At 43.9% G+C, this 13077-nt stretch carries 10 protein-coding genes; 9 read left to right on the top strand and 1 reads right to left on the bottom strand.

What is annotated here, in order from left to right; genetic code table 11:
* Window positions 1-114: 114 nt before the first annotated feature.
* Window positions 115-1206: a GntR family transcriptional regulator gene (locus PIL01S_RS11020; RefSeq protein ID WP_127537575.1), complete on the bottom strand. Its 1092-nt coding sequence runs from the start codon at window positions 1204-1206 to the stop codon at window positions 115-117.
* Window positions 1207-1667: 461 nt separating this feature from the next.
* Here PIL01S_RS11020 and PIL01S_RS11015 point away from each other — a divergent pair, with 461 nt between their 5' ends.
* The 9 genes from PIL01S_RS11015 (at window position 1668) to PIL01S_RS10975 (ending at window position 12591) form a co-directional block, all read left to right on the top strand.
* Entirely contained in the window at window positions 1668-3284 is a 1617-nt protein-coding gene (locus PIL01S_RS11015; protein ID WP_127537574.1) for a xylulokinase, read from the top strand.
* Window position 3285: 1 nt separating this feature from the next.
* Window positions 3286-3981: an L-ribulose-5-phosphate 4-epimerase gene (locus PIL01S_RS11010; protein ID WP_095290617.1), complete on the top strand. Its 696-nt coding sequence runs from the start codon at window positions 3286-3288 to the stop codon at window positions 3979-3981.
* 273 nt (window positions 3982-4254) lie between these two features.
* On the top strand, window positions 4255-5679 hold the full coding sequence (araA, locus tag PIL01S_RS11005) for an L-arabinose isomerase (RefSeq protein ID WP_127537573.1): 1425 nt from the start codon (window positions 4255-4257) through the stop codon (window positions 5677-5679).
* Window positions 5680-5885: 206 nt separating this feature from the next.
* Window positions 5886-6650, top strand: a complete 765-nt coding sequence (locus tag PIL01S_RS11000) for an AAC(3) family N-acetyltransferase (protein ID WP_127537572.1) — start codon at window positions 5886-5888, stop codon at window positions 6648-6650.
* A 298-nt stretch (window positions 6651-6948) separates the two neighbouring features.
* Entirely contained in the window at window positions 6949-8646 is a 1698-nt protein-coding gene (locus PIL01S_RS10995) for a histidine kinase N-terminal 7TM domain-containing diguanylate cyclase (protein ID WP_127537571.1), read from the top strand.
* Window positions 8647-8788: 142 nt separating this feature from the next.
* Complete coding sequence (locus PIL01S_RS10990) at window positions 8789-9652, top strand: hypothetical protein (RefSeq protein ID WP_127537570.1); 864 nt, start codon at window positions 8789-8791, stop codon at window positions 9650-9652.
* Between the two features lie 193 nt (window positions 9653-9845).
* Window positions 9846-11141 (top strand): WXG100 family type VII secretion target, encoded by a 1296-nt coding sequence (locus PIL01S_RS10985; RefSeq protein WP_127537569.1) that lies wholly within the window; start codon window positions 9846-9848, stop codon window positions 11139-11141.
* Window positions 11142-11630, top strand: a complete 489-nt coding sequence (locus PIL01S_RS10980) for a hypothetical protein (protein WP_127537568.1) — start codon at window positions 11142-11144, stop codon at window positions 11628-11630.
* Window positions 11631-12075: 445 nt separating this feature from the next.
* On the top strand, window positions 12076-12591 hold the full coding sequence (locus PIL01S_RS10975; RefSeq protein WP_127537567.1) for a hypothetical protein: 516 nt from the start codon (window positions 12076-12078) through the stop codon (window positions 12589-12591).
* Window positions 12592-13077: the final 486 nt, after the last annotated feature.

Here is a 13077-nt window from a genome sequence, read left to right as displayed (position 1 = left end):
CGATGAATTCGACGGCCTTTTTGTGCATTTGGAAAACCTTGAGTGCCACCTATATCCAGTGGTGGAGGAAAGAATATCTATGAGTGAACGGGATGGTTTAAACCAATTCTTCCCTTATTCTACTTCAATCTCCTTCACTGTCTCACCCTCCACCAGGACAGGCTGGTAATAGGTGTTGTTGGGCAGATCCTTTTTGCCTTGCAGCTTCTTAATGACCCAGTCCGCAGCGTCGCGGCCCATTTGCTCCTGGGGATGGGTTAGCGTGGTGAGTTTAATGTTGGCGTTCTTGGCAATATACGAATTGTCCTGTCCAATAATGGATAACTCATCCGGAATGGATATGCCCAGTCTTCGGCAGGCATGCACCACTTCCAGCCCCACCTCGTCGTTGTAACTTACGATGGCGGTTAGAGCTTCCCTGTTATCGTTCAGAAACGTTTCCAGATTAGCGGACAGATCCGGTTTCGAGGCTGTATCGAACGAAAGCACCTGCTCGGGATGGAACCGTAACTTGGCTTCGCCCAATGCTTTGATATACCCCTTCATCCGGTACTTTCCTTGCAAATCATCCATTTTCGCAATAAGCCCAATCTGGGTATGTCCTTTGGCGATTAATTCCCGGGTGGCCAGATAGCTGGACTGTACGTCATCCAGACAGAAGAAGGGAACCTCCAGCTCTTCGTAAAAGGCATTGATCATCGTGAACGGTACATCCTGCTCCTTAAATGACAGGTAGTACGCGATGTTGGGATTGTACAGATTGCTCTTGGTCGGCTCCACAATCAGACCATCGACCCCATAGGAGAGCATCATCTCCAGCGCTTTTTTCTCTTGGGCGACATCATTATTGGTGCTGGCTAACAGCAGTGAATAATTATCCTCGTTCAGTCGGCTTTCAATACCGCGAATGATCGAGGGGAAGATGTAATCAGAGATGTATGTCGTGATGACACCAATCGTTTTCTTCATCGTTGTTCCGCCGGATCTGGAGCGGTATTGGTTGCTGACATAGGTGCCAGATCCCTTCTCGCTTCTCAAAAAGCCTTCATTCGATAGCTCCAAAATGGCCTTCCGTACCGTCTGGCGGCTCACATTGTAGCTCTCCTGCAGAGCAGACTCTGTTGGAATCTGTTCTCCCACGTTATATGTCCCCGAAAGGATATGGCTCTTTATATCATCAATAATGACTTGGTATTTTGGCTTCACGCAATCCACTTCTTTCATGATTACTCATCTATAGAAACGTTATGGTTCAAATAGTTGTACGTACATATTTTAGCATGATTCTAGTCTAATGAAAATAAAACAGCATATTTCCCGAAATAAACCGTACAATTCAGGTTCAATTACATGAAACTGTACACTACAGCATACCCTTAAGCAAGCATAAAAAGACATGATAAACAGTAATAACATGTTCTTTGTAAGTATAAATATTATATATTATTGACAGATGTACGTACAAAAATTATACTAAGGCTGTCAGAAAAGGAAAGCGCCTTCTTAAATAAGGATTGCTGCTGTTCATTCACCAGAAGTGATCACAACAGCAGTACACATTTTATACGAATTCATAAATTCATCCTAAGCCGTTGAAGCTTTGGTCCTTTAACGTAAATACCATCCTAGAGATTAAAACGGCGATCAGAGAGGGGACAACCATGGTTATGAGTCATGAGCAGACGAAAGAGGCGATTGCGAAGGGAGCCACTTCACTTGGCATCGAATTCGGATCGACGCGGATCAAGGCCGTATTGATTAACGAACGTTTCGACACCATCGCATCCGGAAGTTACGAATGGGAGAATCTCCTGAAAGACGGATATTGGACGTACAACCAGGAGGATATCATCACGGGCATGCAAACCGCGTACCGCGAGATGAAGCAGGATGTGGAACAGAAGTACGGCATCACGCTGCAAACCATTGGTTCTATCGGCTTCTCCGCCATGATGCACGGATATGTTGCACTGGATCGTACAGGTGAACTGCTGGTACCGTTCCGGACATGGCGTAATGCAACAACTGGAGTGGCAGCGAAGGAGTTAACAGATCTTCTTCAGTTCAACATTCCTGAACGCTGGAGCATCGCACACTTGTATCAGGCCATATTGAACGAGGAGGAGCATCTGCCTCGTATTGATGCCCTGACCACACTGGCTGGATACATTCACTGGTTGTTAACCGGTAATAAAGCGATTGGAATTGGTGATGCTTCAGGCATTTTCCCAATCGATGAGTCCACACATAATTATCATCCAACCATGATCAAGCAGTTCGACGAACTGATCGCAGGCCGAGGCTATCCATGGACATTGGAAGAGCTTCTTCCCAAGGTATATCTCGCGGGCGAGGATGCAGGTACGTTAACGGATGCCGGGGCCAAGCTGCTTGACCCTGCAGGAGACTTGCAAGCAGGCATTCGGTTATGTCCGCCGGAGGGTGATGCCGGAACAGGCATGGTCGCAACGAACAGCGTGAGAAAACGCACGGGCAATATCTCTGTCGGCACATCCGTCTTTGCCATGATCGTCCTGGAAAATGAACTGTCCAAAGTGTATCCAGAGATCGATATGGTCACAACGCCGGACGGCAGCCCGGTGGGTATGGTTCATGCCAACAACTGCTCCAGCGATATCAATGCCTGGATCGGATTGTTCCGTGAATTCTCTGAGGCCATGGGATACGAAGCCGATAGCGGCAAGCTCTTCAGTGTCTTGTTTAACAAGGCACTTGAAGCAGACCCGGATGGCGGCGGCCTGCTGAGCTACGGATACTATTCCGGCGAGAACATTACGGGGATCGACAAGGGCCGTCCGTTGTTCGTTCGTTCACCTGAAAGCCGGTTTAACCTGGCCAACTTCATGCGTACCCATCTATTCACAGCCTTTGGTGCACTGAAGATCGGGATGGATATTTTGACGGAAAAAGAGCATGTAGCTATCGACAGCATCTTGGCTCATGGTGGATTGTTCAAAACGCCAGTCGTTGGACAGCGGATCGTTGCAGCAGCGATGAATGTGCCCGTATCCGTTATGTCCACGGCGGGGGAAGGCGGGGCATGGGGCATGGCGCTTCTCGCTTCGTACATGATCAATAAGGATGAGCAGGAGAGTCTGGATATATTCCTGGAGCAAAAGGTATTCAGCGATGTCGCTGGAGAGGAAGTAGCACCGGACCCATCGGATGTCAAAGGATTTGAATCATTTATCGAACGCTACCGGAAGGGCCTGGCCATTGAGCAGGCGGCTGTTGATCATCTGGTAGAGAACGGGAGGGACTAAGATGTTAGAGCAATTGAAACAAGAGGTTTACGAGGCGAATCTGGAGCTGCCAAAGCATGGTCTTGTGAAGTTCACTTGGGGTAACGTCAGCGCCATTGATCGGGATAGCGGATTGTTTGTAATCAAACCGAGCGGCGTCAGCTACGATGCCATGAAGCCAAGCGACATGGTTGTTGTCGATCTGGATGGCAACGTGGTCGAGGGTGAGATGAGACCATCCTCGGATACAGCAACCCACGCCGTTTTATATAAGCATTACTCCGAAATTGGCGGGATTGTGCATACGCACTCCACGTGGGCGACCATCTGGGCCCAAGCTGGATTGGATGTACCTGTTATGGGAACGACACATGCGGATACGTTCTATGGTGCGGTACCTTGTGCACGTTTCCTGAACCAGAACGAGGTTGATCGTGGGTACGAAGCAGAGACAGGACGCGTCATTATTGAAACGTTTGAACAGCGCGGGATTGATGTTATGGCAGTTCCGGCCGTGCTGCTCCATGGTCATGCACCGTTTACCTGGGGGAAAGATGCGAAGGCGGCTGTGGTGAACAGTGTTGTGCTGGAGGAAGTATGCAAAATGAACCTGTATGCGCGGCAACTAAACAACTTTGCCAAAGAACTGCCGCAAGGCATTCTGGATAAGCACTATCTGCGGAAACACGGGAAAGACGCGTATTACGGACAGAAGTAATTTGGTTATGTAGTGATCGGTTAATAATAATTCAAGCGAATAAGTTGTTTGTTACTACTACCAATGAAGTTGTATCAAACTTTTACACGAATAACGGAGAGTGCAGAACCAATCTGAAGAAGCGAAGCGCTCGCGTTTATCACAGGATTTTTCCTTTAAAAAGGGAATAAAAAAATCTGGGGATAACCAGCGATCGGAAGATGGTACTGCAATCGGAGTGATAAGTGTAAACCCATATGTTGAACTATAAAAAAATGAAATGAGGATGATTACATGTCAGTAACAGCAGCAAAAGAATTTTGGTTTGTCGTTGGTTCGCAGCATCTCTATGGTGAAGAAGCACTGGGCGAAGTAAAAGCCAATGCACAGAAAATTACGGATGCCCTGAATGCAAGCGGCGTTCTGCCATACCCACTCGTATTGCAGGATCTGGCGGTAAGCGCGGATAAAATCACAAGCATCATGAAAGAAGTCAACTACCGCGACGAAGTAGCGGGTGTTATTACTTGGATGCATACCTTCTCTCCTGCGAAAATGTGGATTCGTGGTACAAAATTGCTGCAAAAACCGCTGCTTCATCTGGCTACGCAATACAATGAGAGCATTCCTTGGTCCACCATCGACATGGACTTCATGAACCTAAACCAGGCAGCACACGGTGACCGTGAGTATGGTTTCATCAATGCCCGTCTGAGAAAACAAAACAAAATTGTCGTTGGATACTGGGAGCGCCCAGAAGTGCAGCAGCAGGTTGCCGATTGGATGGACGTGGCGGTTGCCTATAACGAAAGTTTCAACATTAAAGTAGCCCGTTTTGGCGACAACATGCGCAACGTGGGTGTAACTGAAGGGGATAAAGTGGAGGCACAAATCCAATTCGGTTGGACGGTCGACTACTTCGGCATCGGTGATCTCGTACAGGTTGTGAATGCGGTGACGGAGCAGGAAATTGATGACCTGATCAGCCAATACGCGGAGCTGTATGAATTCGATTATGGTACAAACAGCAAGGAAGTTTGGGAAGCCAGTGTGCGTGTGCAAGCCAGTTATGAAATTGCAATTAAACGCTTCCTCGACGAGGGCGGATACACTGCATTCACCACCAACTTCGAAGATCTGCATGGCATGAAGCAGCTTCCAGGTCTGGCTGTGCAGCGCCTGATGGCCCAAGGGTACGGATTTGCTGGCGAAGGTGACTGGAAAACAGCTGCACTTGATCGCTTGCTGAAAATCATGAGCCATAACGAAAATACGGGCTTCATGGAAGATTACACCTATGAAATGGCTGCCGGACAGGAAGCTATCCTTCAATCTCACATGCTTGAAGTAGATCCTACTCTCGCCAGCACCAAACCGAGAATCATCGTGTCTCCACTGGGTATTGGCGATCGCGAAGATCCGGCACGTCTGGTATTCGATGGCAAAGCAGGCGAGGGTGTTGTTGTATCCATGGCTGACTTCGGCACACATTACAAGCTGCTGATCAATGAAGTCTCTGCTTTCGAGCCAACTGTACCAGCACCGAATCTGCCTGTGGCACGTGTATTGTGGAACGTCAAGCCAAACTTCCAGGATGGGGTCAAAGCCTGGATCGAAAATGGCGGCGGTCACCACACCGTGGTTTCCTTGAACCTGACAACAGACCAGATCGTAACGTATGCGAAGCTGGTTAACCTGGAGTATGTAGTTATTAAATAAACATAAGATATTTTTATCGTAATTGGACTCATATCCATAATTGCCTGGCGGCCGAGGGATTCCCTCGGCCCTTTGTCGTGCTGTGATGCAGTGACAAGACAGTCACAGTCACAATCTGTAGTGCAGTCTCATGAAGTGCGTACCCTTGCGCACCTTAGAGTTTCATCATTTTGCTATAATAGCCCAAAGGAGGTTATCGATTCATTATGCATACTCAACAAAGCTTACTTGATCAGCTCCACCAGCTTGGCATTGACGGACGAGGTACGCTGCTTGTTCACTCTTCCATGAAAAGTATAGGTGAGGTCGAAGGTGGGGCGGATACCGTACTGGATGCCTTTACAGAGTATATGAAGGACGGACTGCTGGTGCTGCCAACCCACACCTGGTCCACCATCAATGCGAGTAATCCAATGTTCCACGTGGAATCATCACCATGCTGCGTCGGGATTCTACCTGAGTTATTTAGAAAACGGCCAGGCGTAGTGCGTTCATGGCACCCTACTCATTCGGTTGCAGCAATCGGTCAGGATGCAGCGGCATTCACGAAGGACGATCACCTATATGACACGCCTTGTGCAAGAGGCTCAGCTTGGGGCAAGCTGCTGGATCGGAAAGCGACCATTCTCCTTGTTGGCGTGGACCTGAAACGAAACACGTTTATCCATGGCGTAGAGGAATGGGTGGACATTCCGGGGCGTTTAACAGATGAGCATGAGCAGCTTTACACCGTATTGCCAGGTGGAACAAAGATTTCAGTACCTTCCCGCAGGCATTGTGGGTTGTCGTGGTCGGAGCATTTCTGGAAAGTGGATGAGGTGTTACAGCGCAAAGGCGCGATGCGCCTAGGAAAGCTCGGGGACGCTATTGTACGAGTATGTGATGCGGCCATGGTGGAGGAAATGATCACAGAGATGCTGAGGGCGAATCCGGATCTATTCTCGGATAACCTGCCGCCGGCGAGGGAGTAGGAGTAAACATACCAGAGGACCGCTCGGAAACGGGCGGGAGATGGTTCTTTTTTTCAATAGTTAAACGTTCAAAAACACTCACAAATCAGCAAAATAGATGCATAAATAAAACAGTGCTTGGCTGTATTTCCAGTGTATGGCCTACTCACCCATAGGGGTGTGTGATAAGATATGGTTAATTTAACCAAAATTTTAGTCAGGGAAAGCATTATATAGTTTCAATACAGCTTGAATTAGATTTACGAAAACAGCCTAGCTCAATGATATCGAAGTAGCGCAACCAAGAAGGAGAAGATTTGTGAGTCCATTGGTATGGTATGATCTCTTTTTATTCGTCCTGTTGTTAGGTGTATACGTTTATGTTTTTGCTACCGCTAGAATCACGAACTTACATAAGGTTTACTTTCTATTTCATGGGTTGATGATGCTCTGGCCCTTCTGTCAATTTGCGGTCGTGTTGTCGGATGACCCGGGCTGGCAGTTATGGTATGTGACCCTGTCTTTCGTCGCCGTCTCACTGCTTGGAAGTGGCTGGCTGCTGTTGACCATCTTCATTACCGGTTATTCGGATCGATTAGGGATAAAAAGAGTTATGCTGCTGTTCGTACCAGCCGTTATTGCAGCGATAGGTGTGGTTATCAACCCGGCTAATTGGTTTGTAACCCCGCTGGAGGGTGGTTATGTCGAACGGGCGTATGGCCCATGGTTCTGGGTTGTCATGATTGTTTTGGTGAGCTACTTTGTAGCTTCCCTCTTTATTTTGTTCGGGGCACTTCGCGCCTCCGATAAGTCACCAACGATTAAAAAACAGGTGAAAATTACGCTGTGGGGTATATTCGTCCTGGCTGTATTTGCAGCAATCGATGCCCTTCTGAATGTGGTTTTGCGAGCATGGATACCGTTCATTATTCCCGGACTGACGTCGCTGGGGATTTTTCTGTCGGATTTATTTTTTGTCTATGTCATCAAGCGGTACAACGTCTTCGATCTGGTTTCCATCGCCCATGAAGATGTGATTAATACGATTCCCTATGGCATCCTGGTTTTGGATGAGAATGAGACCATTATTGAAGCAAACAAGGCATGCAGATCCTTCATGGATCTGCATGTTGGGGATTGTTTTGATATGGAGGCATTTCTGGGATCGGTTTGTGTAGATGGCGACAGTGGGTCGTTCCTGGATCAGTATCGGCAAAAAGAAAATACGCTGTCTCAGATTGAGGTTATTGTGAAGGAGCGCGACATGGAGCGTCATTTTATCCTCCAGACATCTCCAATCATTGATCATTATCAGATGCCTCTTGGTTATCTCCTGACGTTTCAGGATGTGTCGCAAGAGCGCTACTATGTAAAAGAAATGAATCGGCAGAATGTGATGCTTCAGGAACGCAATCATGCCCTGGATCGCATTCGGCAGGAGTTATCCGAGGCTAATCTCAAACTGGAGGAGCTTGCGCTTACGGATAGTCTGACTCACTGCTACAATCGCCGTTATCTGACCCAGCAGCTGACGCATGAGGTCATTACGAATGTTCACTATAAGACGCCGTTTTCACTCCTTCTCCTGGATATTGATTACTTCAAGGCAATCAATGATCGTTATGGACATGTCATCGGGGACGAAGTGCTGTACCGCACAGCTCAGGCTGTGAAACAGTCCATCCGGGAGACCGATATCCTAACGCGTTACGGCGGGGAAGAGTTCATGATCTACCTTCCGCATACGGAACGCCAGTTAGCTCAAAAAATCGCAGAACGCGTGAGGCTGTCCGTGGAGTCCAACCTTATGGCGGTAGATCATGAGGTTGGGCAGGTATCCATTACGATCAGTATTGGGATTCTATCCATTGAGGATTTTGAATGTGATTTTGTACCGGATAATCCGGAAGGGTATCTGACGCAGCTATTTGCAGCAGTAGACAAGGCACTGTATCAGGCGAAGCAGAATGGGCGGAATCGGATTGAGTTCGCAGAGTTAGAGCGGGGCGTTTCTTGATAAGGTGAGAATCACTTCATTTTAGCGTTTAGGGCGACTAGAATCTTCCCTAGTGTATCAATGGAAAGTCCTTTCGCTCCTTTTCTATGCTTGTAAGCTCTAATACAATTTGGCCTTTGTTAAGGTTGTGAGGCCAAGAAAAATGAAAATTAATAAGTATAATCAAAAAATATTACAGGTGGTGTATATGAACTATTTTTTAGAATTTATCAAGAATTTTATTCCGACTGCTGGGTTATCGACAGTAGTGATCGTTATTGTTGTTCTTTTGTTTTGGATGTATAAGGAATTAAGAGCAAATTATCTAGAGAGCAAAAAAGTAGATCAACAACGTATTGAAAAAGCAATAGATATATATACTGAAGCTGAGATAGAAGTGTACAAATTTGTGCATAGGAAAACAGATTTTTACTATGCAGTGGAAAAAGTCTCAAAAGCTTCAGTATTGTTTTCAAACAGATTAGTTGAGAAATTTAATACGTTAAGAGAAGAAGACAATCAGATGGATCAGAGAGCTGCAATGATTAATTTCCAAAAAGAACTTCAGAAAGAAATTGTTTTGTTAAAGAATGAACAGCATAACCCATTAATAACAACTGACAGTAGTAGAGATCTTATGCTTAGTATAGAGAATTTTGTTAAGACAAAGATTGCACCATTTATTATCCCTTTATTTCATACGTATCTAAATTTTATGCTATTAATTTTAGCCTTGTATTTTATTTTATCCCTTATCTCTGCATCAACAGTAATAGAAGGTATTGAGATATTTTTATTGTCATTAGATATCTACATTTACTTTATCATTTTATGTGCAATCATTAGTGAGGGGTTTATAAAAAAGAGGTTTGATAGAACGATATATAACTGGATAGCTTTTATTATATTTGTTCTTACTCCGTTGGTTCTTCTCATTACAAAGGCATGGTATGTGGTTTTAGTAATATTCCTTTTATTTGCTTTTTATATTGGTTACGTTAATAAAAAAACTTTGAAAAAATCTTGATTTTTAAAATTATTAATACCATTTAACATAATATTATTAGTTAGGTTCACGGTATATGCATATAGGACCATGGGACTGATATGTCAGGAGCTAATATTATGAAATAGGGAAAATCAGGATGTTAGCCGGATGTATGTGTGTAAAACTTCTGCTAACATAGGAGAATCCTATTTCGAATAAGCGGAGAAACGTTATGAGTACAATCAAAGTTACCCCTGAACAACTACATCACGTATCGAATCAGGTGGATCAGGCAAGACAACAGTTGGAGAGTATACGAAGTGATCTGACGAGACAGATCATGTTCGTTCAGATGATGTGGATGGGCGCGACGCAGGAGCGGTTTTACTATGAGTTCGAGCAGTCACGACCTATACTGGATAAAGCGCTGGAGAGTATGGTGAACACATCCAAGGAATTGAGGGATATCGCCACGCGTTTCCAAGATGCAGATGCTCAGAAGGGAAGCTTGGGTGGTGCAATTGGAGCAGTCGGTGCCGCAGTTATGATGACCAAATCAACAGGTGATTCAGGTTCGGGTGATAAGGGCTATCGGATGGCGAAAGTTAATATGTTCGGTAAGTGGGTAAATATTCCTGTCAAAGAGAATGGTGTTGCAGATCAGGCTGCCCTTCAGGCTTATGAGAGGGATCAGGGAAATCTGGACTTTAATCGCATGCAAGCCGTGAAAGTTGAACCGCCTGGGGAAGATATTTTTGCGTTACAGATCAAGGCATTTGAGATGGGCATTCATCCTACTACAGGAGAGCCTGTATCGGATAAATATGCTCAGATGATGGTTGCGTCTCTGAAATTGAGTCAGATTTTTATGGCTGTTTCGATGGTTAAAGGGAGTATGCCGGGTAGCAAAGGTCCGTTCCGTTTACCATCATCCAACCCAGCTGTGGCGAAGATTAAGCAGCATATTGAGGCAGCTAAAGTGAAGCAAGATAAGGAACAGACTGGGGCTCGTGGGAATACACAAAAGCTTACCAATAGCGAAACTCTAGTTAAGGAAAAGAACAAAACAACGTACACTAACCTTGCTGGGGCTGAACTCACATGGGTAGATCAGCATCCAAAGAATATTAATAGGGATGTTGATAATTTTTTGGGAAGCTCTAACATTGGTAAAGCGACAGAAGCAAAGGTTGCAAATTTTGTAAGAAACGAAACAGAAATCGTTGGATTTGGACAAAAGGTATTAAAAAAGGACGGTCAACCAGCCGGAGATTTAGATGTTGTTACAAAAGATGTAATAATTGAAGTGAAGGCTTCAATTAAGGCTGTAGACTCTGAGCAATTTTTGAAAATGACTCAGCGTGATCATCCTGATTTCTTCAATCCTGAGAACAAAAAAATTGTCCTATATATTGATAAACCCTTAAATAAACTAAGAGATGAGCATGAGAGCATGTTAAAAGATATTAGGTCATATGGCGTTACTGTCGTCAATTCGTTGGAAAAATTAAGGGAGGTAATAAAATAAATGGGAACTACTGCATTTTTCTTAACGGAGCGTGAAAAGTATTCGCCAGAAAAATTTTTGTCGGATACTATGATCGCTACTTTTAACTCCGGTAACCGACTTATATTTGATAATCATAAAAATCTTGTAAACGGAAAATTTTCTTCTACAACTTTGAACATACTGGCTCATTCTTTTAATAGTGAGGAGAATAATCATCAATTCATTATGTATGTGAAGGCAAAAGAAAATAAGAGTGTAGTATTCAGTGACTATGAAGATCTTGATTTGGATCCTAATTACGAACTCATTCGAGTGGGGACAATAGAAGAAGTGTTTGGAGCTGAAGGGATCATTCTTCGTTTTGTTTACGAATACCTGAATCTTAATAGATCAGACTATTTTTGGGTGGCTGATAACGATTGGGTCTACACCTGGGAGGATATACAAAAGATAAATTCGATGACTTATGACTCTGAGTGGTGCTACAAAGATCCGAAAACGATTTGAATTAATGTAAAGTAGGCGCTATCTACGTATTACTTTAGTGTTTTTATACGTTTCCGGAGGGAGTAGTATGGATTTAGACTTGTACCTATTTTATAAAAAATCCACGAAAAAATTAGCAGAATTATTGTGGGTTTTCTAAGAGACTTTTTCACAGAAGACTCTTATGAAATCCAAAGAGAATTATTACACAATCACCAATCCGAATTTAGGATGAAAATGTTAAGAATATTGCTCTGCTCTCTCTCAGAAACAGCATATCAGATATCAACATTTTTAGAATTAACCTAAACGAACTGTTGTAGAGTGTATATCGAATACGACTGACGATTGATTGAGATCAAGGAACATACTTTCAAACGATAACGCAGATGCTAGGGCTGCGTTATTCAGTCGTTACCTCGCAACTCTAAATAGGTTTAATAGTCGATCGAGAGGAGAGCAACGCATGGGGTATCTACTAAACACAGCTATTGATCGTTTGTCGTCTATTTCATTTGAGAATACCGAAGAAAATTCACTAAAATCGTTTCATGTTCTGATTAAAGAATATCTGAGACGTGTTAATCAATTTATAAATAAGATGGATGTTTCAGTAGATCATTACCCCCTATTTAGTTTTGCCAAAACTCTTGGAAAAGCCATAGATGAAAAAGTGTATCGAGCCTATTCAAAACTGGACATGATACAACATCCTTATGTGAAGGTGATTTGTTACGGTTATTTAGAAATCTCCGAATTAGCAGATCAAGGAGTGGATGAAGCGATACAATACATTGACATCTATGACCCGATGATAAAATTCTTTGAACGAGGCGGGAGTTTCACCATAAGACAAGGCGAATTGGTTGTAAGTGGTACAGCTTATCCTCTTAAGTATTGGAGACATTTAAATATTTCAGTACAAGATATTAGCGATATTGAATTGGATCATATGGATCAAAAAGGGCGGGATGAGCACTAGGAAGCAGCAATCCATGAATTATGGATAGCCCTTATTCGGGTTGGATTTAAAATATGAGTATACAAGATATTTTACCTAGCGCATTTATTGGTGAAAGTACAATTCGGTTTATATTCTGAGGTTGGTATTTTTATGTGGAAAGTTATTAGGAATTAGAATAGTTATCTCTATAGGGGGAGGAATTAATATTGATCACTACATATGGTTTGAAAACATCGTATCCCTTCTTCAACGGTTATCGTGCGCTCGGATATGACGTTGATCTGGAAATAGCTGAAAAATGAGCCTTGGACCGTTTTTTTAAACTAGAATAAAGGGACTGCCTCTAATAAAGCCCTCATATGTAACAAGAAACATGAAGAATCCGTTCTCATTTGAGAGACGGATTTTTTCTGCATTCCAACACCAACATATCTCTTGTCAAAACGTAATCATTACGATATGATAATACTCATTGTTTAAATAATAATAATTACGATTAAGACA

Source organism: Paenibacillus illinoisensis NBRC 15959, assembly GCF_004000925.1.
Lineage (GTDB): Bacteria > Bacillota > Bacilli > Paenibacillales > Paenibacillaceae > Paenibacillus > Paenibacillus illinoisensis.
This window is presented reverse-complemented; position numbering and strand designations above follow the sequence as displayed.